The organism is Methylorubrum pseudosasae (assembly GCF_029504475.1).
GTDB lineage: Bacteria > Pseudomonadota > Alphaproteobacteria > Rhizobiales > Beijerinckiaceae > Methylobacterium > Methylobacterium extorquens.
This window is the reverse complement of the sequence record NZ_JAQGDU010000002.1, coordinates 323721-345657: the sequence shown is the minus strand read 5'-3', so window position 1 is coordinate 345657 and position 21937 is coordinate 323721. Positions and strand designations below refer to the sequence as shown.

General features: G+C 68.8%; 16 protein-coding genes and 1 pseudogene. 11 read left to right on the top strand and 6 right to left on the bottom strand.

Going from position 1 to position 21937, the window contains the following annotated elements; translation table 11 throughout:
- Positions 1-104 precede the first annotated feature (104 nt).
- The 6 genes from M2437_RS02445 to M2437_RS02420 all read right to left on the bottom strand — a co-directional run bounded on the left by M2437_RS02445 (position 105) and on the right by M2437_RS02420 (position 9065).
- Entirely contained in the window at positions 105-2063 is a 1959-nt protein-coding gene (locus M2437_RS02445; RefSeq protein ID WP_253389266.1) for a glycosyltransferase family 2 protein, read from the bottom strand.
- Positions 2060-3235, bottom strand: coding sequence for a hypothetical protein (locus M2437_RS02440; protein ID WP_253389265.1), 1176 nt, complete (start codon positions 3233-3235; stop codon positions 2060-2062). Before M2437_RS02440 ends, M2437_RS02445 begins: the two co-directional genes overlap by 4 nt.
- A gap of 35 nt (positions 3236-3270) precedes the next feature.
- The gene (locus M2437_RS02435) at positions 3271-5025 is read right to left on the bottom strand and encodes an HlyD family secretion protein (RefSeq protein WP_253389264.1); all 1755 of its coding nucleotides are present in this window, start codon (positions 5023-5025) and stop codon (positions 3271-3273) included.
- 1152 nt (positions 5026-6177) lie between these two features.
- A complete protein-coding gene (locus tag M2437_RS02430) occupies positions 6178-6978 on the bottom strand; it encodes an ABC transporter ATP-binding protein (protein ID WP_238509093.1) in 801 nt (266 codons plus the stop codon).
- A complete protein-coding gene (locus M2437_RS02425) occupies positions 6972-7970 on the bottom strand; it encodes an ABC transporter permease (RefSeq protein WP_253389263.1) in 999 nt (332 codons plus the stop codon). The genes M2437_RS02430 and M2437_RS02425 overlap by 7 nt, the downstream gene beginning before the upstream one ends.
- A 9-nt stretch (positions 7971-7979) precedes the next feature.
- The gene (locus tag M2437_RS02420) at positions 7980-9065 is read right to left on the bottom strand and encodes an ABC transporter substrate-binding protein (RefSeq protein WP_182569842.1); all 1086 of its coding nucleotides are present in this window, start codon (positions 9063-9065) and stop codon (positions 7980-7982) included.
- Positions 9066-9603: 538 nt separating this feature from the next.
- On the opposite strand from M2437_RS02420, the pseudogene M2437_RS02415 reads away from it, so the two are divergent.
- The 11 genes and pseudogenes from M2437_RS02415 (at position 9604) to M2437_RS02365 (ending at position 21664) form a co-directional block, all read left to right on the top strand.
- Positions 9604-10750 (top strand): annotated as a pseudogene (locus tag M2437_RS02415) (acyl-CoA dehydrogenase family protein).
- 18 nt (positions 10751-10768) lie between these two features.
- Complete coding sequence (locus tag M2437_RS02410; RefSeq protein ID WP_253389261.1) at positions 10769-11866, top strand: LLM class flavin-dependent oxidoreductase; 1098 nt, start codon at positions 10769-10771, stop codon at positions 11864-11866.
- Positions 11866-12807 (top strand): ABC transporter substrate-binding protein, encoded by a 942-nt coding sequence (locus M2437_RS02405; RefSeq protein ID WP_253389260.1) that lies wholly within the window; start codon positions 11866-11868, stop codon positions 12805-12807. The genes M2437_RS02410 and M2437_RS02405 overlap by 1 nt, the downstream gene beginning before the upstream one ends.
- 26 nt (positions 12808-12833) lie before the next feature.
- Complete coding sequence (locus tag M2437_RS02400) at positions 12834-13376, top strand: cupin domain-containing protein (protein ID WP_253389259.1); 543 nt, start codon at positions 12834-12836, stop codon at positions 13374-13376.
- A 111-nt stretch (positions 13377-13487) separates the two neighbouring features.
- Positions 13488-13913, top strand: coding sequence for a PLP-dependent transferase (locus M2437_RS02395; protein WP_253389258.1), 426 nt, complete (start codon positions 13488-13490; stop codon positions 13911-13913).
- Between the two features lie 191 nt (positions 13914-14104).
- The gene (locus tag M2437_RS02390; protein WP_003600621.1) at positions 14105-14308 is read left to right on the top strand and encodes a hypothetical protein; all 204 of its coding nucleotides are present in this window, start codon (positions 14105-14107) and stop codon (positions 14306-14308) included.
- A gap of 85 nt (positions 14309-14393) precedes the next feature.
- Positions 14394-15239 carry a serine O-acetyltransferase gene (gene cysE / locus M2437_RS02385; protein ID WP_003600623.1) on the top strand — a complete coding sequence of 282 codons (846 nt, stop codon included), beginning with the start codon at positions 14394-14396 and terminating at the stop codon, positions 15237-15239.
- Positions 15240-15659: 420 nt separating this feature from the next.
- Entirely contained in the window at positions 15660-17051 is a 1392-nt protein-coding gene (locus M2437_RS02380; protein ID WP_277570197.1) for a family 2B encapsulin nanocompartment shell protein, read from the top strand.
- Complete coding sequence (locus tag M2437_RS02375; protein ID WP_253389257.1) at positions 17038-19062, top strand: family 2A encapsulin nanocompartment cargo protein cysteine desulfurase; 2025 nt, start codon at positions 17038-17040, stop codon at positions 19060-19062. Before M2437_RS02380 ends, M2437_RS02375 begins: the two co-directional genes overlap by 14 nt.
- A 536-nt stretch (positions 19063-19598) precedes the next feature.
- A complete protein-coding gene (locus M2437_RS02370) occupies positions 19599-20576 on the top strand; it encodes an NAD(P)/FAD-dependent oxidoreductase (RefSeq protein WP_253389256.1) in 978 nt (325 codons plus the stop codon).
- A 218-nt stretch (positions 20577-20794) separates the two neighbouring features.
- Complete coding sequence (locus M2437_RS02365) at positions 20795-21664, top strand: outer membrane protein (RefSeq protein ID WP_003600628.1); 870 nt, start codon at positions 20795-20797, stop codon at positions 21662-21664.
- Positions 21665-21937 lie beyond the last annotated feature (273 nt).

Here is a 21937-nt window from a genome sequence, read left to right as displayed (position 1 = left end):
CTCCGGATGCTTGTCGTGACGCGGGTTCTTGCGGACGCACCGGCCGACACTGGGTCGGAACGCGTCCGAGAGTATCCGCCGATGCGCTTCGCCCGCGACGCCGCTCAGCCGAGGCCCAGGCTCCGGCGGAGCAGGCCACCGACGGCCGGTGTGAACCGAGCGGCACGGGCGATGGTGTCGCGCGGGGTGGAGTAGAGGGCCACGACCAGAGCCCGGTACTGCTCCGGGGTCGGATCGAGTGAAAGCCCGGCGGAGTCCGCAACCGCGTCGATCGCACCGATGCCCGGAAGGTGCAGGATGAGCGGCGCACCCAGCGCGGAGACGGGCTCCCACGCCTCGGCAAGGGTCGCCCGGCCGGGCGAAAGGGTCGCGATGCGGCAGGCGTGGCTGGTCCCGCCGGCTTCGATCCGGGCGTCGGCGTCGTAGCGGAATGCGAGATCGACGCGCGGGTATTCGAAACAGACGAGGAAGCAGATGAAGGTCAGCACCATCGCCACTCCGGCCCAGACGAGGTTGAAGTAGTCGATATCCGAGATCTCGGCCGGAGCGGTCGGGGCGATGAAGGCCCAGACGATGCTGAAGGCCGAAAGCAGGGAGAGGCCGCCGAAGGCCGAAGCCATGCGCCAGCGGACGCGCATCTGGGAGCGATCACCACCCTTTTCCGTGACTTTGAACGGCCGGCCGAAGGGTCGGACGGCCGCTTGGATGAGCGTCATGGTGACGGCGAGCGCACTGATCGCGTGGGTCACCTCCATGAAGATCGGCAGCGTGCGCGAACGCGAAACCCAGCCGCTATAGGCCCATAGAGCGAAGAGCGGGGGCGCACCGTATCGCAGGAAGGACAGCACGTCGGCCTCGAAGGCCGGCAGCCCGGCGATCCAGTAGACCGCCGGGGCCAGCAGCATCAGCACGATGTAGGGTTTGCAGGCCCAGTTCAGCACGCCATGAAGGAAGTGGATCCGCTGGACCAGGGTATAGCCCGGCCCGCGAAGCGGCCCGTCGGCGAGCAACGCGATCTGAATCGTTCCGAGGCACCAGCGGGTACGCTGCGTGATGTATTCCGGGAGGCCCTCAGCCGAGAGGCCCATGCTCAGCCGCTCGTTCAGCCAGTGGGTCTCGTAGCCGCGGCGTGACATGCCGAGCGACAGATTGAGATCCTCGCAGATCGCGGCATCCGGGAAGCCACCGATCTCGCCGAGCCGGTCGCGGCGCACGATGAAGGAGGTGCCGACACAGAAGGCCGCGTTCCAGGCGTCCTTTGCCGGCTGGAACACGTCGAAGAAGATGCGCTGGTCATCGACCCAGCTGTCGGAGGCGGCGAGATTGTGCTGGATCGGATCGGCATTGAAGAAGAATTGCGGCGACTGCACCACGCCCGTCTTCGGATCATCGAACAGGCCGACCATGCGCTTGAGGATGTTCGGCTGCGGCGCGAAATCCGCATCCAGCACGAGAATCAGGGGGGCGTCGGTCCGCTCAGCGGTGTGACGCAGGGCGTTGTTGAGGTTGCCGGCCTTGGCCCCCTTGTTGTCCGGGCGCGTGATGTAGCGGGCGCCGACCTCCTCGCAGTAGTCGCGCAGCCAGTCGCGGCGGGTGTCGTCGCAGACCCAGACGGTCTTGGGTTCGTAATCGATGGCGAGCGATGGCAGGATCGACTTCTCCACAACCTCGCGCGGCTCGTTGTAGGTGCAGATGAAGATGTCGACGGCCGGCCATTCGCCACTCGCCTCGCGGCGCGCTTGGGCCGCGTCGGCCTCCCTTGACCGATCCTTGAAGCGCAGCAGGATGATCACCGAGAGCAGGGTATAGACCACCGCCACCATCTCGGCGGCAAAGAACAGGTAGGACCAGAAGGCACCGGCCTCGGGGGTCAGCGGCGGCAGCGTGTCGCTCCAGCGCCAGCGCGCGTAAGTGGCGATGAGCGCAGCCGTCAGCGCTCCGAACAGAAGGCGATCGAAGGCGCGCTCCGGCCGCAACAGGCCCGCGAGAGCGAAAAGTCCGAGCGCGATGCCGAACGAGAGCGCGAGCACGGAGGCCGCGTCGCCGGGCGAGGGAAACATCATTGGACGCGGCCTCCTGTGAAGGGATTGTGGCCCAAAGCCGCCAGCGCGGCCCAAGCCGTCGCGCCAAGATGCGGACGGCGGAAGTAGAAGAAGTCGTCCTGCGTGCTCGCCGGCCCGATTCGCAGACCGGTGGTCAGCCGTGCCTCGCGGCTTGCATAGAGCGAGCCCGAGGGGGCGCGCTGACCGGCAAGGGTCTGCAGGAGTTCCCCCGCCGTGGCCTCGTTCTGGACGGAGCGATAGGCGAGCGCCGCCTGTGCGGTTCCCTCGACCCAAAGGCCGTCGCGGTCGTCGTTGAAATCGAACCCGCCGGGCACGCCCAACCGTGTGGTCGCGCAGGACAGGGCGCGCCGCCAAGCCTCCGGTGGATCGACGACCCCGAGCAGCGGCCAGAGCTGCGTGTCGAGGGCCACGGCCTCGACACCGCGCATATGGCCATCGGTATCGGTTCCCATCCGGAAGCAGCCGGCCCGCTCGTCGAAGGCGGCGTCGAGGAATGTCCGCGCCGAGGCAGCCATGGCCCGGTCGTCGGGCTTGCCGAGCCGCATCCCGAGGGCAACGATGTCGAGGTTGTGCTCGGTGGAGGCCCAGCGCAGCGACGCTTGGTCGGGATCGTAGCCGTCGAGCCCTCCGGTGAAGCCGGGCCCGTTGTGGCGGGCCGTCCGCGCTCGGATCCAGGCCGCGAGACGGGTAGCCCCTTTCTCGAAACGCGGGTCCTGCGTCGCGTCGCGCAGATTGAGCAGTGCCAGCCCGACCCACGCGACGTTGCCGGTCGCCGTGCCGTCCTGATAGCGGTCCTCGGACCAGCGCTTGTTCGCGGCGTCCCACCAGCCCGGGAGGAGGACGGGACGCGCGCGCACCGGGCCGGCGCGATAGGCATTGCGGATGCGGCCATCCTCGAAGGTGCGGTCGCTCTCGATCGCCACGAGGAAGGCCTCGCCGATCTGACGGGCGCGCCGCAGGTCGCCGCAGGCCGTGAGCGCCGTGGCCGCCAGGGCGTTGTCGTAGGAGAAGGCGGTGCTGCGCAGCGGCGGCGGAACCTCCTTCTCGTCCGGCCCGGGCTCGTAGCTCGCGAGGAACACGGGGTCCCCATCGGGCGCCGTCCTCTCGACGGCGCCGGACAGGGCGCGGCACAGCTCCCGGCCGAGATCATCCGCCCAGGCAGGGGCCGACATTCCCAACGTGAGAGCGAGCGCGGCGGCGACCGCCCTCAGCTGCGTGCCTCCTGTGCGATGGAACCTGTCCGTTTCGGAGCCTCGCTTTGGAAAGAATTCGGCCGTGCCGGCGGGAGCGGCGGCATCGAAATGCGGCGCGCAGGGGCGATCTCGGCCGGCTGCTGCCCCGTGCTCGAGGGCTGGGTCGGGATCGGGGCCATGCGATCGGCCACAGGTTTCTCCCCGGCCTCCGTGGACGCGATGGTCGGCGCGTCTCTCTGGATAGCGGGCGCGATCGCCTCCGATTGCGTCTCGGAACGGCCCTCACCAACGGCTGAGCTCGCGCGAGGCGTTCCGGGTTCCGGCCGCACGGGGACGTCGTGGCCGGCCCGTGCCGGGCCCGCGACATCCGCCCCCGTGGAGACGACGTGTTTCAGGACGTCGCTTGCGGAGGAGACCATGGCCCGGGCGTGATCGGACACGGTTTGCACGACATCGGGTGCGGCGGCCGCGACCATCGTCACGAGCCCGCTCGCGCCGTCACCGAGATCGCGCCAGACGACGGAGTTCGACGGCACCCAGCCCGATTCCCGCGTGACCGTCACCCAGCGCCCGACGCCACAAGCCGACTCCACCAGGGTTTCGGACGCCGCACCGCTAGCCGGGAGCAGCTCGGGCCTGACCAGGACGTAGAGCTCGCGCCGCTCCGTCTGCGGGAACGGCACCGCGTAGGTCGCGTCGACAGTGTCGCTGGTCTTGGGCAGAATCTCGGTCACGATGCCTCGGCGAGGCCCGACGGATCCGCCCGAAATCGTGACCGCGCTTCCCACCTGCAGGTTCTGGCCCTGGCGGTAGGAGAAGATGGCGACGACGAAGCTGCGCTCGCAATCCACGACGGAGGCGAGGCTGTCGCCGGCTCCGACGTGCCGTCCGGTCGTGGCGTTGACGTTGTAGACGACGCCCTTGGCCGAAGCCTTGATTTCGGAGGTTGTCAACCTGTCGAGGCGCTGGTCCTCCCGCTTCAGCAGCGCCTGCTGATCGACCATCGCGGCCTTCAGCTCCTTCTCCTCGATTGCAAGGCGCTGCGTGTCGTAGGTGATGGAGAGCTGCTTCTCCGACAGGTCGGCGAGGCTGCGCAGTTCGTCGCCCAGGAACAGCCCACGAGCCAGTCCCTCGAGCTGAACCGTCTTCTGATTGAGCTTGGCCTCCGCCGCCTTCTTCTCCTGGATCGCGGCGTTGAAGGCTTGCGTCGTCGACTTCACCATATCGGGGCTCGCCACGTCGCGCGCGACCATGCCGACCTGACGCTCCATCAGCACCCGCTTCTCCTCGCCCGACGCGTTGGCCGAGGCGATTTTGGCTTTGAGCTCCTCGACCTGTGAGCGGAGGACCTGCATCATCTGTGCGGATTGATCCCGGATCGCCCGATCGATGGCCGCAAGATAGGCCTCGTTCGAGGTTCTCTTGTTCTCGGCGGCAAGCGCGCGCTCCCGCAGTTCGGAGACCCGCCCGGCTAGCTGGATCGCCGTGGCGCGATCCAGGCGGTCATTGGTGATCTGGGCCACCAGCGAACCGCGTTCGACCTTGTCCCCCGCGGTGACCGGGATCGCCCCGATATCGCCCGCGATCGGGGCCGTCAGCAGGGTGACCGGGGCGTTGACCACCGCGCGATCGGATTGGTCCGCCACGAGGGGCGGAAGCACCGAGGTGCCGATCAAGATCGCCAGAACCGAGGCAAGACCGACGCTCGACACGCGGACGAGCCGGCCATGGCGGTGCTCCGGCGCGGACGTGAGGGTAGGCTGGGACACGAGGCCAACTCCAGGCGCGTGGAATGGGTCGCTCTGCGGACGGCAACCATTCGGGTCATCGGCCGTGCGACGCCCTCTGAATTGCTGCGGCGCCGAAAGGGTTGCGAAAATTTTTCGTTAAATTCGAATTAAAAGCGACCATGTAAGAATATAGTCGGCGCTGGGCAGCGCCTGAGAGCGTACGCATAAGTCCAATTTACGGTTGCGGTGCACGCGATTCGCCGAATTGTGGCGCAAATGCAGTCATCTTTGTTCAAAATATTGTCATTCGAAGCGCGGGGTGCGTCGATTGTTTGCAGGCTGTCGCCGCTTCCGCGCGCTGCACCCTTGCCCCTCTGCCTGCATGGGTGTGCTTACGTGCATGCCGCCGCAATGCGTGGCGATACCTGCGGCGCCCAGTTCAGGTCCGCCGGCCAAGCTCCGAGCTACGAGTGCCTCACAACACTCCCGGTCTCCGACCGTTCTCGCTCTGGCGATGACAGCGCAGCGGGAGTTTCGTGAGAGGCACTAAGCCGAGTACGCCCCAAGTCGGCTCGCCCATCGTCCGTTGTCATTCGCACTGCACTCGGATCGGCATCAACTCGCGTGAACACCCGTAGCTTGCCCAGTCAAACGTTAGACGTCTCGGTCATGCCGGCCGCCGAATGTCATGCAAGGCAACGGCATGCAGTGTCGGGCGGCACCAAACTTCACGCGGGCGATTGGACCGTGACCACTGTACTAAGAGTAACCACGCAACCCTGAACGCTCCCGCCCTCATATATTCGAGACGCGGAATTCGTATCCTCTGTCCTCAGGCTTGAATACCTCAGCACAGACAAAAATCGCGGTGATCTTACACTCGCTGCGCTCGGCCTGTTCGGTGTGTCGTTCGCGATTCACGTTGTCGGCGGCAATGGATAGGAACCTCGAGCTTAACTCCCATCCCGACACTCCCCACGAACGCTTTCAGCGCGTCATCGAGGTCTGGATTTTGCTTTGATCCGCAACGGTAATGCCTGCTTCGCGCCAGCAGCAGACCTTTGGCACGCATATCACAACGGTCCGACATTGTTCGCTCAACCAACCGACGCCACCGGCTTCGGTTGGCGCAGTGGTTACGGATGAGCCGGTCGAACGGAGGATGAAAGCACGACCCCGAGCGGCCGCCGATCAGATCGATTGACCGAGGATGCCGAGGATTTTTCGGCGCAGACGCACCAATTCAGGATCGTCGCGGTGGCGCGGATAGGGACGCTCGACGAGGATGTCTGCGCGGATTGCGGCCGGGCGGTCGGAGAGCACGATGACACGCTCGGCCAGCACCAGCGCCTCCTCCACGTCGTGGGTGACGAGGAGCGCGGTGAAGCGCGTCTCCTGCCACAGCCGCAGGATCTCGGCCTGCAGGCTGAGGCGGGTCAGAGCGTCGAGCTTGCCGAGCGGTTCGTCGAGGAGGAGAAGGCGCGGCGCATTCACCAGGGCGCGGGCCAGCGCCGCGCGCTGGGCCATGCCGCCGGAGAGCTGGTGCGGGAAGACCTCGCTGAAGCCGTCGAGCCCGACCAGGCGCAGGGCCGCCTCGACCCGGGCCGCGCGCTCGCGCCTGGCGACACCGCGGGCCTCCAGCCCCAGCATCACGTTCCCCTGCACCGTGCGCCAGGGATAGAGCGTCGGGTCCTGGAACACGAGCAGGCGCGAGGGATCGGGGCCCGTGACCCCAGCCCCGTCGATCGAGATGCGGCCGGCGCCGGGCGGCTCCAGCCCGGCGACGAGACGCAGTAGGGTGGACTTGCCGCAGCCGGAGGGACCGAGCAGCGCCACGAAGCCGCCCGGCGCCACGTCGAGGGAGATGCGGTCGAGCACCGGAAGCGCGGCGCCGCGGATGTCGAAAGCGTGCGACACGGCCTCGACGGTGAGCCGCGATCCGACGGCCGCAAGGGGCGCCGGGGTGGAGCGTTCGAGCGGTCCGGCTACCATTGCACCAGCCCCTTCTGCCAGGAGAGCACCCGGTCGCGCAGGCGGAACAGCAGGGTGATAAGGCCGGAGCACATCAGCGCCATCACGATCAGCGCGGCGTACATGTTGGCGTAGGCGGCCCAGCCCTGAGCCCATTGCAGGTACCAGCCGAGGCCGGACTTCACGCCGAGCATCTCGGCGACCACCAGCACGGCGAAGGCGCCGCCGAGCCCCATGAACAGCCCGACGAAGACGTGCGGCAGCGCCGCCGGCACCGCGACCCGCAGCACGAGGAAGGCAGGCGAGGCCCCCAGCGTGCGCGCCACGTCGAAATAGGCCTTGTTGACCCCGGCGACCCCCGACCATGTCAGCACCGTGACCGGGAAACCGGTGGCGAGTGCGATTAGGAAGGTGCTGGCCGACCAGGATGAGGGAAACACGAAGAAGGCCATCGGCAGCCACGCGGTCGCCGGCAGCGGCCCGACGAAGCGCAAAATCGGATGCGCCCAGTAGCCTACGGCCTTCGACCAGCCGATCGCGACGCCGAGCACGAAGCCGAGACCGGCGCCGATCAGGTAGCCTCCGGCGAGCAGCTTTAGCGAGGCCAGGATGCTGCCGCCGAGCCTCGGCCAATCTTCCAGGAAGACTTCGAGGATCGCCTGCGGCGGCGGGAAGAAGGGCATCGGCAGGAGCGCGAACTTCGCCGTGATGAGCTCCCAGGCGGTGAGGGCCAGCGCCAGAAGGGTCAGCCAGGGCGTCCAATGCGCCAGGGAGGCTCCGGCCCGGCCGAGATGCGCCGACCGGGCGACCAGCGGCGGCAGGACGAGGCCGAAACCGAGGGCGCCGGCCGCGAAGGCGGCGGTGGTGGGGAAGTCGCCGTCCTCCGGCAGGGCGTAGGTCGCCCCCGCGAGCGCGAGCCATGCCGCGCCGAGGGCGAGCGCTCGCAGCGGCAGCCCCGGGGAGCGCCCATGGGCATCGGGCAAGGCGCCGGCGAATCCGGTGAGGCTGGTCATGAGCGCCCCTCAGCTCAACACGTCGGCATAGACGCGCTCGGCGAACTTAGCCGTGTCGGTGGTGCGCTTGAGGACGTTCACCTGTTTGAGCTCGTCGCCGTAGAGCACGAGCTGGCGTTTCAGGTCGGTGCCGACCGGGCGGTCGCCGTGGTGCTGGCTGCGCAGCATCGCGGCGAGATCCTCGACCGAACCCTTGCCGCCGTAGCCCGAGAAGATGCGTGCGGCGTCCTCCGGGTTCTCGTGGACGCGGTGACCGGCCTCCAGCACGGCGCGGGTGAGCGCGGCGGCGGCAGCGCGGTCGTTGCGGATCAGGCTGCCGCGCACGGCGACCACGCAGCAGGTGCGGTCGGCATACGCCCCCGAGAGGTTGGTCGCGACTTCCGTGAATTTCGGGTCCTTCAGCCAGATCCACGTGCGCGGATCGGAATCGGCCAGCGCCTGCGCCTCGCCCTTCTCGACCGCCAGGTTGAGAAGATCGGCCGGGTATTGCCGCCACTCGACACCGGTCTCCGGATCGATGCCGGCCTGCGCGAGCAGCAGGGCGAAGAAGTTCTTGGCCGGGCTCGCGTGATCGCTGATCGCGATCGTTTTGCCCTTCAGCGCCGCGACGTCGGTGATGCCGGCGGATTTCGCGCCGAGCAGCCGGAGGCAGCCGCCGTGCAGGCCGGCGGTGATCTTCACGTCGAAGCCCTGTTCCAGCGGCTTGAGCCAACGCAACGCCATGCCGATGCCGGCATCCGCCTTGCCCGTGGCGATGGCCTCCAACAGAGCCTCGGTCGAGCCGCCGAAATTCACGAACTCCACGTCGAGACCGTGGGCGGCGAAGATGCCGCGCTCCTTGGCCAGCGGCGCCGCGGCGGTGCAGATCGCGGTGGCGTTCCAGGCGAGCTTGATCGGCTTCAGGGGACCGGCGGGCCCCTCTGCGGCGGCGGGGCGGCAGATCGGGCCGGGATCGAACGGCACGGTCGGACCGGGGCCCCAAGCCCGCACGCCGCCCACCCCGAACCCAAGCGGGAGAGCCGCTGCGGCAGCGCCTGCGCGCAACAGGAACCGGCGCGACGGCAGGAGGCCGGGGCGCGAGGGCTCGTCGGTCATGGTCGTCTCCGCAGGGTCGCAAGGCGGGACGCACCGGAGAATCGCCCGGTCAACCGGGACGATGCGGCGCGTCGATATCGGGAACAGCTTCTCGGAAGGGGCTGGTTTATTCAGTTTTCAATTGCTTGGCAGTGAAGTCAATCGAAGCATCTTTCCAAAATACGTCATGTCCGGCGATAGACTTTCGCAGCTTTGACGTCCGCGAGAAGATTTTTCGCCCAGCGATCCGGGTTTAGGGTGATCAGCGCTGGATCATCGGGAAGCGGCGACAGGACGGTCCGTTCGCGGGCGAGCCCCTGCGGACACCGCCTCCGAAGCAGAGGTCCTACGCGTCGTCGACAGAGCAGAGCGCGATCTTCCGGTATTCGGAAGCGCGCGGGCAGAACCTCCTTCCAGAGGTCCCATTTTTGGAAACACGTTTCGTTGACCGCCCGCGCCTCCGCGCCGAGCATAGCGAGACCTTGCGAAAAGCCTCCCGCCAATCGCCACGGCACTCGGCTCAGCCTCTCCCCCCTCGCTCTTTCCTCATGCCCTATCGATGACCATGGCCGCCGCGTCTCTCGATACCGTCCGGCGTCTGGCCGAGAACTTTGCCGCGGAAGCCGGTGAGCGCGATCGCGCCGGCGCTTTTCCGCACGGGCCGATCGCATCCCTGCGCGAAGCAGGTCTGATCGGGCTCACCGTGCCGGAACGGCTCGATGGCGGCGGGGCCGGGCTGGCGCGGGCGGCACAGGTCGTCGGTACGCTCGGGGCCGGCGATCCGGCGGTCGCCTTGGTGCTGGCGATGACGCTGCTCCAGCACGGGCTGATCCACCGCGCCGGCACGCCCTGGCCGCGGGCGCTCTCGGACACGGTCGGGCGCGACGCGGTGACGAAGGGCGCCCTCATCAATGCGCTCAGGGTCGAGCCCGATCTCGGCACACCCGCCCGCGGTGGCCTGCCCGGCACGCTCGCCCGGCGCGACGGCGACGACTGGCGGGTATCGGGCCGAAAGATCTACTCCACCGGCGCGCCGGGCCTCGCCTGCGGCGTCGTCTTCGTGCGCACCGACGAGCCGGAGCCGCGGGTCGGCAACCTGCTGGTGCCGATGTCGTCCCCCGGGCATCCGCATCGAGGAGACCTGGGACCATCTCGGCCTGCGTGCCTCGGGCAGCCACGACGTGGTGTTCGAGGACGTGCGGGTGCCGGGCGGCCACGCGGTCGATCTGCGCCGCCCGGAGGAATGGCGCCGGCCCGATCCGCTGCAGCAGGCCTGGAGCTGCACCCTGCTCGCCGCCCTCTACGACGGGGTCGCGCAGGCGGCTCAGGCGTGGTTCCGGCACTTCCTGCACGAGCGCGTGCCCGGCAGCCTCGGGGCGCCGCTCGCCAGCCTGCCGCGCTTCCACGAGGCCTTGGGCGAGAACGAGCGGCTCCTCTCCGTCAACGCCCGGCTCGTGGCGAGCCTCGCCGCCGAGACCGATGCGGGCGCGCTGCCGGCCCCGCAGGAGGCGGGCTTCGTCAAGCTGACCGTGACCGAGAACGCGATCCAGGCGGTGCAGCGGGTGGCCGAGTTCTGCGGCAACGCCGCCCTCTCGCGAAAAGAGCCGCTGGAGCGGCACCTGCGCGACGTCCTGTGCGCGCGCATCCACTGGCCGCAGGGCGACGCGGTGCGGATTGCCGCCGGCCGCACCGCGCTCGGTGTCTGACAGTCGAGGAAGATCCGGATGAGCCTGCTGCCGCCCGAGACGACCGAGTTCATCGGCTTCGTCGCCCCGCACGAGGTCTCCGAGACGCGCGCGGCGCGCGGGCCAGCGATCGAGCCCGACTATCTGCGGCTCCTGGCCAAGGCGCACGAGCGGGGCGGGTTCGATCGGGTGCTGGTGGCAGCCTATTCCACCTCCCCCGATCCCCTGCTGATCGCCGCGGAGATCGCGGCCGCGACGCGGCGCATCGGGCTGATGATCGCCCATCGCACCGGCTTCACCGCGCCCACGATCGCGGCGCGCCAGTTCGCGACGCTCGACCAGCTCACCGGCGGACGCGTGGCGATCCACGCGATCAGCGGCGGCGACGACCGCGATCTCGCCCGCGACGGCGACCACCTCACCAAGGACGAGCGCTACGCCCGTACCGCCGAATTCCTCGACATCCTGCGTCTCTCTTGGACGTCGGACGCGCCCTTCGATTACGCGGGCCGCCATTACCGGATCGAGGCCGGATTCTCCGAGGTGAAGCCGGTCGGGGCGATCCCCGTCTATTTCGGCGGCGCCTCGCCGGCGGCTCTGGCGGTGGCCGGCCGCCACGCCGATACCTACGCCCTGTGGGGCGAGACCTACGCCCAGGTGCGCGAGCTGATCGGCAGGGTGCGGGCGGCGGCCGCCCCGCATGGACGCTCCCCGCGGTTCAGCCTCTCGCTGCGGCCGATCCTGGCGGAGACCGAGGAGCGGGCCTGGGCGCGGGCGGAGGCCATCCTTGCCGAGACCCGGCGGCTGCGGACCGCCCGCGGCCTCGCGTCTGCAGCGCCCCCGCAGAACGAGGGCTCGCGCCGGCTGCTTGCCGCGGCGGCCGAAGGCCAGCGCCTCGACAAGCGCCTCTACACCGCGATCGCCGCCGAGACCGGCGCCTCCGGCAACTCCACGGCGCTCGTCGGGGCGCCCGAGCAGGTCGCCGACGCGCTCCTCGACTATCACGACCTCGGCGTGCGCACCTTCCTGATCCGTGGCTTCGACCCGCTGGAGGACGCGATCCAGTACGGGCGCGAATTGCTACCGGCCTTCAAGGATCTGCTCGCCCGGCGCCGCGGCACGGCGGAGGCCGCATGATGGCCCGCTGGCTCGTCCTGATCGCCCTGGCGCTCGCCAGCCTCGCGCCCGCCCGCGCGGAGGAGGTCTTGCGCGTCGGCGACCAGCGCGGCAACGCCCGTGCCCTGATGGAGGCCACGGGCGTGCTCGACGGCCTCCCCTACCGGCTGGAATGGAGCGAGTTTCCGGCGGCCGCCCTGCTGCTGGAAGCGTTGAATGCCGGCGTCATCGACGCGGGCGGCGTGGGCGATGGCCCCTTTACCTTCGCGGCCGCCGCGGGGGTTCCGGTCAAGGCCTTTCTGGCCTTCCGCAACCGGCAGGACGGGCTCGCCATCCTCGTGCGGCCCGATTCCGCCATCCGCAGCGTGGCGGACCTCCAGGGCAAGCGGATCGCCACCAATCGCGGTTCGATCGGCCATCAGGTCGTCCTCGCCGCCCTCGAAGAAGCGGGGCTGCCCGCCGACAGCGTGCAGTTTCGCTTCCTGCCGCCGGCCGACGCCAAGTTGGCGCTGACCTCCGGCGCGGTCGATGCGTGGTCGACCTGGGAGCCCTACACTTCCGCGGCCGAACTCGCCGGCCTCGTGCGGGTGCTCCGCGATGGCAACGGCATCACCCCGGGCCTGAGCTACGCGGTGGCGAGCGACGCCGCGCTGAAATCCAAGCGCGCCCTGCTCGCCGACTACGCCGCCCGCCTCGCCAGGGCCCGAGCCCGGGCGCTGACCGATCCGGCGCCCTACGCTGCCGCATGGTCGCGGCTGATCGGCCTGCCCGAGGCGGTGCCGCTGCGCTGGTTCGGGCGCGCGCGCTATCGCACCGTGCCGATCGATGACACCGTGATCGCCGACGAGCAGCGCATCATCGACCTCTACGTGCGGGCCGGACTGATCCCGGCGGCGCGGGCCCCGCGCGCCGAGGCGATCCTCGATACCGGGTTTTCGGACGCGCTTGCCGCCGTGCGATGATCGCGGCGACGAAGGATTTTGTGAACATGCACGACCTCGGCGACGGCCACACCCATGACCATGAGCCTCACGACCATGAGCCTCACAATCATGACCACGACGAAGGCGCCGCCGCGCGCTGGAAGCACGACGGCGTGCGGGTGATCCCCGGCGACCGGCTCGATCCCAACACGGCGCAGACGCCCGGCATGTTCCGGCAGGCGGCGGTCAACGCCGCACGGGTCGGCGCCCAGAAAATCTGGGCCGGCACCGTGGCGATCGAGCCCGACGCCAAGACCGGCGTGCACCACCACGGCGCGCTGGAGAGCGTGATCTACATCGTCTCCGGCCAGGCCCGGATGCGCTGGGGCGAGCGCCTCGAATACGTGGCGGAAGCCGGGCCCGGCGACTTCATCTTCGTGCCGCCCTACGTGCCGCACCAGGAGATCAACGCCTCGACCGACGAGCCCCTGCACTGCGTGCTGGTGCGCTCCGACAACGAGGCGGTGGTGGTCAACCTGCCCGATGTCGAGGCGGCCGAGCGGCCCGAGACGGTCTACTGGGTCGATCCGATCCACAAGCACCCGTGAGGCAATCGGCCGAGCGTTCGGCCGGCCGTTGGCGCGAGCGGATGCGAAAACCTGTTTGCGCTCGAGGCCCTCGGCACCATCGACATCCGGGTCACCGGTCCCACCGCCGGCGTGCCGGAGCGGCGTCCTCGCCGCACTGAAGGGCGGTGCGGCCGCACGCGCCCCCGCCTCGGATCAGGCGGCCTCCGCGCTGAAGCGTCCAAGCTGTTCGACGGCGTCGCCAAACTCGGCGATGCCCGCAGCCGCGCGATCCAACCGGCTTCGACCAGCCACTCGCACCTGACGCCGGATGAGCCGCGCGCCGCCGACGTCACCGATGGCTCTGTGCGCCTCGCCGTCGGGCTGGCGAACATCGACGAGATCCGGACCGACCTCGATCGAGCGCTCGCTGCCGGTCGCAATGACGGTGTGTGGCGAAACCCAAGGCTCAACTGGAAGCGGAATCAGTTCGCAGGCGACGGCGGACCGCCGTCCCGTTCCGGGGGCGCGCGGCGAGAAGTGCGGAACAAGGCTTGCCAAACGGCGTTCTGTCGATAATTATCGAATTGAAACAATGACTTACCGAAAATAATGCTCTTGATCCGCCCTCCCGCGCAGCAAATCTTCTCCCGTATCCCGGCGCGGTTGGCAGGCTCTTCCTTCCCCTCCCGCGGCGCGCGATTTGAGAAGCGGCGTGCGGGCCGGTGGATCGGAAGCCGTGACGGGATTCCCGCTTCAAGGACACCATCATGCTGAGTGCGACGATGCTTCCCGGCGATCAGGTCGTGTTCGATCGGCTCGACCTCGCCGAAGCCCTCGGGATCTGGCGCCATGCGCGGGGCCGGGTGATCGGCATCCACGGTCAAGCCGGCCGCGCCACGATCGATGTCCAGTTCGACGGCCACGAGACCCTGCAGAGCTACCTGCCGGACCTGTTCCGGCGCATCCCGTGAAGCGATCGGACGACCCGACGATGCGTGCGCGCGATCACCGCTGCGGCCTCCGCCCGCTCCCCCCGTCCAATCCGGAGACCCGGTCGTGACCGCAGCCCTGGCGATCGTCCCGCCCCTGCGGGCGACGAGCCGCAGCATGGCGGAGGGGGATGTCTGGGCGGCGATGCGGAGCGAAGCCGAGGCGGCGCTGATCGAGGAGCCGCTCTATGCGGGCCTTATCCAGGCGACGGTGCTCGACCAGCGCAGCCTGTCGGAGGCTCTGGCCTACCGCCTCGCCCACCGGCTCGGCGACGGCGACCTGTCGCGGCTCACCATGCGCGATCTCTGCTTCTCCGCATTCGAGGCCGACCCGCATGCGGGGCTGCACGCCGTGCGCGATCTCATCGCCATCCGCGAGCGCGACCCGACCTGCCGGCGCTATCTCGATCCGTTCCTGTTCTACAAGGGTTTCGCCGCGCTCGAAGGCTACCGGGTGGCGCACTGGCTCTGGCATCAGGGCCGGGCGACGCTCGCCCTGCACGTGCAGAGCCGCATCTCCGAGGTGTTCGGCTGCGACATTCACCCGGCGGCGCGGATCGGCTCGGGGGTTTTCATCGATCACGCCACCGGCGTCGTCATCGGCGAGACCACGGTCGTGGCCGATGACGTCTCGATCCTCCAGTCGGTGACGCTCGGCGGCAACGGCAAGGAGAGTGGCGACCGGCATCCGAAGATCGCCCGCGGCGTGCTCCTCAGCGTCGGCGCCAAGGTGCTCGGCAACATCCGGGTCGGGGAAGGCGCCAAGGTCGCCGCCGCCGCGGTGGTGCTGCACGAGGTGCCCGCCCACACCACCGTCGCGGGCGTGCCGGCACGGGTCGTCTCCCGCCTGCGGAGCGACGAGGAGCCCGCCCAGACCATGGATCAGTCCTTCGGTTTCGGCGACGGGATCTGAGCCGGCTGCCAGAAAAATCTTTCCGCGACGAGTTGCTTCAAGACATTCTCCAAGAGAACATCTTGTAGAACATTTTTCCATTAAAAGGCAGATTTATAAAACGTTCAACTAATTAAGGCAGCTTCAGAAGATCCATCTCCTGCGGCGTCCACAAAAATTGGAAAATCATTCCGTTGACCGCCGGTTGCCGCCGCGCCTAGTACATCAATTGTCCCGGCCGAACGTCTCAATAGGCCCGGCTCGGGCAAGTTGCAATCAATAGAGCGATGGTGTTGGCAAGTTCAGTGCGGCGCCGGCGGGGCCTTTGTGCCTGCGCCGTGCCGGCGGCTGCCTGTCATCCGCACCCGATGTGCTGCCGGCGCCGGGCCCCCGCGTCCGCACCGGCCGAATTTCCGAAACACCGTAAGGAGACGACGACAGATGAGTGGACCGGGTCTGAGCGTGAGCGCATCCGCCGCGCGCAATCTAGCGACCGCGACCGTCACCTCGGTCCAAAACGTCGCCAACACCCCCCGCTTCCTCCTGCGCCTGCTGCCCTTCGTCGACGTCGCGGGCGGCGTCTACCGGGTCAACCGCCGCGCCGTGGTGCTGGCCAAGCCCGGCCGCATCGATCTCAGCCTTGAGGACAAGGGCCGCACGGTCCGTCCCGGCTCGCTGCGCGCCGTTCCGCTGTTCAGCCGCCTCGGCGATGCCGAACTGGCCACGCTCGCGGACAAGTTCACGCAGAGCCGGCACAAGGCCGGCGAGGTCATCGCCGAGGAGGGCTCGTCCGGCCGCAGCCTCGTGATCGTGGCCGACGGCACCGTCGAGCTGACCCTGTCGGGCCCCTACAAGGGCCGGCTGCGCCAGGGGCTTGCCACGCGCGGCGATTATTTCGGCGACGACGCCCTCGTCGGCGAGGCCGGCCCGGCGCCGGCGGTGAAGGCGCTCTCGGCGGTGACGCTGCTCACCCTCGACCGCGCCGCGATCGAGGACGAGGCCATCCGCTCGCGCATCGACCAGTACCAGGAGGAGCGTGACCGCCTGAAAGGGCACACCAACTCCTACGGCGAGCAGGGTATCGAACTCCTGGCGGTCCATGCCGGCGAGCCGCGCCTGCCGACCACCTTCGTCGATTACGAGATCGATCCGCGCGAGTATCACCTCTCCACGATCCAGACGATCCTCAACACCCACACCCGCGTCACCGATCTCTATTCCAACGAGATCGATCAGCTGCGCGAGCAGATCCGCCTCACGGTCGATGCCGTGAAGGAACGCGAGGAGTGGGAGCTGCTCAACAACTCGCAGTTCGGCCTGCTCGGCGAAGTCGCCGGCCGCCAGCGCATCCCGACCCGCTCAGGGCCGCCGACCCCGGACGATCTGGACGAGCTGCTGACCCTGGTCTGGAAGAAGCCCGCCTTCTTCGTGGCCCATCCGCGTGCCATCGCTGCCTTCGGCCGCGAGGCCACCCGCCGCGGCGTGCCGCCGGTCGTCGTCCACCTGTTCGGCGCGCCCTTCATCACCTGGCGCGGCGTGCCGCTGGTGCCGAGCGACAAGCTGCCGATCGACACCGATCCGGTGACGGGCGCCCAGACCACCTCGATCCTGCTGCTGCGTGTCGGCGAGGGCGAGCAGGGCGTGGTCGGCCTGCAGAAGTCGGGCGTGACCGGCGAGATCGAGCCCGGCCTGTCGGTGCGGTACATGGGCACCAACGACCACTCCATCGCCTCGCACCTCGTGACCCGCTACTTCTCGGCCGCCGTGTTGGTCGAGGACGCGATCGCCCGCCTCGATAACGTGCTGCTGGGAAACTACCATGACTACGCCTAACGCCCCCGCTCTCGGTCTTCCAACCGGCAACGCGGGCGATCTGGCGCATGCCGATCTCGTCGGGCGCCTCGCCCGCGAGATCACTGGCCAGGGACAGGCGGGAAGTGCACCGTTCCAGCCCCATCTGCCGCAGACGCCTCAAGTCCCCCAGGGGCTTGAGAGCCTTCCCACCGGTTCCGGGCAGCCCGCGCTGCCCGGCGCCAATCTGGGCACGCCCTCTCTGCCCTCGGGCGCGCTGCCGTCGGGCTTCCAGCCCGACCTGTCGGCGCAGGCCGCGCGCTCGTTCGGCGCACTGCCGGTCGGCCTGCCGGGCCTGACCGGTCCGTCCCACGCCAACCCGGTCGGCGCGACGCCCGCGCCGGCGAGCGCAAACCTGTTCGACGTGGCGGCGATCCCCTCGGTGCATCCGTTCACGAACCCGAACCGGCTGCCCGAATTCTTCGTGCCGAGCCTGCCCGACGTCGCCGCGGCGATCCCCGGTGGCCCCGACCTGCACCGGCAGATCGCAGCCGACCATCCCCGCGCTAACGGCTTCGCCCACGCCCTGGCACCCCATCTCGTGCCGCGCGATCCCCGCAAGCCCGGCGGCGGCGCCGCGCAGGAGCATTTCTCGCGCACCGGCCAGCTCCCGCATCCGAGCGTGCCCGCCCCCGACAACACGGGCGATTACTACTTCCTGAGCCCGGCCCCGCCGCCAGCGAGAGGCAAGAAGGCGGCCGCCCAGCCGCGGGTCGAGCCCTCGCGCCACGAGGGTCCCGCCCCGCGGGTGACCTCGCACGGATCGGTTCCAGCCGGCGCGCCGTTCGATGTCGAGCACGTTCGCAAGGACTTCCCGGCGCTGCACCAGAGCGTGAACGGGCACCGCCTCGTCTGGCTCGACAACGCGGCCACCACCCACAAGCCGCAGAGCGTGATCGACGCCACGAGCGAATTCTACGGCCGCCACAACTCGAACATCCACCGGGCCGCGCACACGCTCGCCGCCCGCTCCACGGACCTGTTCGAGGGCGGTCGCGAGAAGACGCGCCGCTTCCTCAACGCGCCGAGCAAGGACGACATCGTCTTTCTGCGCGGCACCACGGAAGCGATCAACCTCGTCGCCAACTCCTACGGCCGGGCCAATATCGGCCCGGGCGACGAGATCATCGTCTCGACCATCGAGCACCACGCCAACATCGTGCCCTGGCAACTCCTGGCACAGGCGACCGGCGCGACGATCCGGGTGATCCCGGTCAACGACCGCGGCGAGATCATCTTCGAGCAATATGCGGCTTTGCTCTCGGGCCGCACCAAGATCGTCTCGGTGACGCATGTCGCCAACGCGCTCGGCACCGTGAACCCGATCCGGGAGATCATCGCTCTGGCGCATGCCTACGGCGTGCCGGTGCTGGTCGATGCCGCGCAATCGACGCCGCACATCCCCATCGACGTGCAGGCGCTCGACGCCGATTTCCTGGTCTTCTCCGGCCACAAAGTGTTCGGGCCGACCGGCATCGGCGCCCTGTACGGGAAGCGGCACCTCTTGGAGGCGATGCCGCCGTGGCAGGGCGGCGGCCACATGATCGAGGACGTCACCTTCGCCAAGACCGTCTACAAGGGCGCACCGGAAAAGTTCGAGGCGGGCACGCCCGACATCGCCGGCGCGGTGGGTCTCGGTGCGGCGCTCGATTACCTGGAGAGCGTCGGCCTGCCGGCGATCGCAGCCTACGAGCACGACCTGCTCGAATACGCGCAGGAAGGCTTGGCTGATGTGAAGGGCCTGCGCCTGATCGGTACCGCGCTCAACAAGGCGAGCGTCATGTCCTTCACGGTCGATGGCCTCACCAACGAGGCCGTCGCCCACTACCTCGATTCCCTCGGGATCGCGGTGCGCTCGGGCCACCACTGCGCCCTGCCGGCGCTGCGCCGCTTCGGCGTCGATCAGTCGGTGCGCGCCTCGCTGGCCTTCTACAACACGCGGGAGGACGTCGACCTCTTCCTGCGCGGGCTGCACACCTTACCGCGGCACTGACCTACGCGCCCAAGGACATGCCGGCCCGCTGCAGCGGGCCGGACACCGTTCCGGGACGGGGCCGCTGGCTCCTCGACCGGCTCGGACCATTCGATGCCGTGTCGATCCCGATACCCGTCGTTCACGGGCGGTGGCCCCTCGATCGAACGACATTCGGGCACCCGACAACTCCATCGAATGATCCGAAGCTCTCGATCGAGACTATCCCAATTTCTTGGGCCGTCCGGGGCGGGTAAAGCTGGGCATGTCGCATCCGCCCATGCAAGGCATTCCCATGTCCGCCCTCGACGCCGCCCTCCCGTCCGACGCTCCTCAACCGGGCGGCAAGCCCCTGCGCATCGCCCGCTGGACGGCGCAGGCTCTGGTAGCCGCACCAAGGCCCCGATCCGTCCGCGGGCCTGACGGAGCCCGCTCGGCCGGCTTGGCCGCTCCAACAGGGTTACGCCTGCCGACGATCCGAAGCTTCGGCCGGTGGCGGAACCGATGAAGGCCGAAGGTGGTCTCGGCAAGGGTGGCCCTCATAAACGGATGAGCGAATGGCTCGGCTTCTGTCCGCTGATCTCTCAGAGCCGATCGACTGCCTGATTGTCGGCGGCGGCCCGGCCGGGCTGACAGCCGCACTCTACTTGGCCCGCTTCGAGCGCCGCTTCCTCGTGGTGGATGCGGGCGATTCCCGCGCGTCTTGGATACCCACCAGCCACAACATCCCGGTCTTCGCCGACGGCATCTCCGGACAGGAGATCCTCCGCCGTCAACGCGAGCACCTCGCTCGGTATGGATCCGAGGTCACACATGGCAGCGTCACGGCCCTGCGCAGGGTCGAGGGAGGCTTCGCGGCCAGCGTCGAGGAGGCGGGCGGCATCTCACGCGAAGTGCGGGCGCGCCGGGTGCTTCTCGCCACGGGCGCGGACGACGTGGAGCCCGACCTGCCGGACCTTCCTGATGCCGTCAGACGCGGCCTCGTGCGCTACTGCCCGATCTGCGATGGCTACGAAGCGAGAGGCAAGCGCATCGCGGTGATCGGCCATGGCGACAGGGGCCTGGGAGAGGCGGTGTTTGTGGCCCGCACCTACTCGCGCGACGTGACGCTTCTGACGCTGGGGCAAGGCATGCACCTCGACGCGGGCGAGCGCGAGCGCGTCGAGAAGCACGGCATCAAGGTCGTCCACGAGCCGGTGACAGGCCTCGATGTCGAGGATGCCCGGATCACTCGGCTATGCACGGCGAGCGGTGATGAACACCGGTTCGAAGTGCTCTACTCGGCTCTCGGATTGAAGCTTCGCTCCGAGCTCGCATTGGAACTGGGAGCCGAGCACGATGAAACGGGAGCTCTCCTGGTCGACGAGCACAACCGCACCACGGTACCGGGTCTCTACGCCGCCGGCGGAGTCGTGCGCGGTCTCGACCAAGTCGTGGTTGCGATGGGACATGGCGCGATGGCGGCCACTGACATTCACAACCGCTGCGAGCTGCCGACCGAGGAAGAAGTCGATGGAGCCGACAGCTCCGCCTGATCTCGACAGCGGGCGCGTCGCCCTCAGAGCATCGCGGCCGGCGCTGGCCAATGGCTCGTCGTTTGGGCCGAACCGAACCAAAGCGCCGACAGGGCGGTGACGCGAGGGATCGTCACGATCACGGCGATGTCATCGATGGGCTGTGGCTAATATATCATATGACCTGAGCTGGGCCGCTGCTAACAGGGCGCACGTTTAACAAACCCCTGGTTCAAACCTTGCGCAATTCCCTGATCCTTGCCGGCCTCACGGGCATTCTCCTGTCGGGCACGGCGCTCGCCGCCGACCTCCCGCGCCGCGCGGCTCCGCCGCCGGTGTTCCAGCCGGTGCCGGTGTTCACCTGGACGGGCTTCTACGCCGGTTTCAACGCCGGTTACGGCTTCGGCACCCAGGACGACCGCGTCCCGACCGTGATCGGCGTCGGCCCGGCCTCCCTGCTCGTGCCCCCGGGCACCACCGCCGTGGTCGCCTTCAGCAACCGCGAGTCCAACGAAGGCTTCGTCGGCGGCGGTCAGATCGGCTACAACTACCAGTTCACCCCGGGCTCCGGTGTCGTGATCGGTGTCGAGGCCGACGCCCAGTACGCCGATTTCGGCCGTGACCGGAACCGCTTCCTCTCGACCAGCCCGCTGGCCGCCCAGCAGGTGTTCAATCCGGGTGGTCTGTCCGGCCTCGACTTCTTCGGCACCGTCCGCGGTCGCCTCGGCTACGCCTTCGACCGCACCCTCGTGTACGGCACCGGCGGCTTCGCCTACGGCTCCGGCGGCGGTCGTGAGTTCGGCACCGGCGTGTCGAGCAACGACTTCCAGACCGGCTGGGCCGCCGGTGGTGGTATCGAGTACGCTCTCCCGACCGACTCGTTCCTGAACTTCTTCAAGTCGTCGGCCGTGACGCTGAAGGTCGAAGGTCTGTACGTGAACCTCGACCGCGGCACCGGCGGCCGTGGCGCCTTCGCGACCGACAACCAGGGCCGCACGGTCTCCATCGGCAGCCCGGGCACCGTGCTCGTCAGCGGTGGCCAGCAGGTCCGCGACACCGAGTTCGCCGTCGTCCGCGCCGGCCTGAACTACAAGTTCGGCTCGTACTAGGACCCGGATCTCCGGCGGTCCCTCACCGGACCGCCGGATGGTCTGACGCTTCTTCGTGAACAGAGAAACAGGCGCTCCTTGGGAGCGCCTTTTTTCGTTTGAGCGCTCGGACCCTGACCGGGAGGCAGAGTTGCACGTGCGCATGATCTGGGGCGGACGGCGCCGTGTCCTGCAGGGATGGGACAGGCTGCCGATGACGCGGTTGGCGCGAGGCTGACGGCCTTGGGTCAGCCTGAGAGGGAGCCGCGTCGCGTACGGGCGCTTCGTCGGGTG

Excerpts from the sequence above, each read along its gene's own strand:
- M2437_RS02445 (WP_253389266.1), bottom strand. The coding sequence starts at position 2,063 with ATGATGTTTCCCTCGCCCGGCGACGCGGCCTCCGTGCTCGCGCTCTCG.
- M2437_RS02440 (WP_253389265.1), bottom strand. The coding sequence starts at position 3,235 with ATGTCGGCCCCTGCCTGGGCGGATGATCTCGGCCGGGAGCTGTGCCGC.
- M2437_RS02430 (WP_238509093.1), bottom strand. The coding sequence starts at position 6,978 with ATGGTAGCCGGACCGCTCGAACGCTCCACCCCGGCGCCCCTTGCGGCC.
- M2437_RS02425 (WP_253389263.1), bottom strand. The coding sequence starts at position 7,970 with ATGACCAGCCTCACCGGATTCGCCGGCGCCTTGCCCGATGCCCATGGG.
- M2437_RS02420 (WP_182569842.1), bottom strand. The coding sequence starts at position 9,065 with ATGACCGACGAGCCCTCGCGCCCCGGCCTCCTGCCGTCGCGCCGGTTC.
- M2437_RS02410 (WP_253389261.1), top strand. The coding sequence starts at position 10,769 with ATGAGCCTGCTGCCGCCCGAGACGACCGAGTTCATCGGCTTCGTCGCC.
- M2437_RS02405 (WP_253389260.1), top strand. The coding sequence starts at position 11,866 with ATGGCCCGCTGGCTCGTCCTGATCGCCCTGGCGCTCGCCAGCCTCGCG.
- M2437_RS02400 (WP_253389259.1), top strand. The coding sequence starts at position 12,834 with ATGCACGACCTCGGCGACGGCCACACCCATGACCATGAGCCTCACGAC.
- M2437_RS02390 (WP_003600621.1), top strand. The coding sequence starts at position 14,105 with ATGCTGAGTGCGACGATGCTTCCCGGCGATCAGGTCGTGTTCGATCGG.
- M2437_RS02380 (WP_277570197.1), top strand. The coding sequence starts at position 15,660 with ATGAGTGGACCGGGTCTGAGCGTGAGCGCATCCGCCGCGCGCAATCTA.
- M2437_RS02375 (WP_253389257.1), top strand. The coding sequence starts at position 17,038 with ATGACTACGCCTAACGCCCCCGCTCTCGGTCTTCCAACCGGCAACGCG.
- M2437_RS02370 (WP_253389256.1), top strand. The coding sequence starts at position 19,599 with ATGGCTCGGCTTCTGTCCGCTGATCTCTCAGAGCCGATCGACTGCCTG.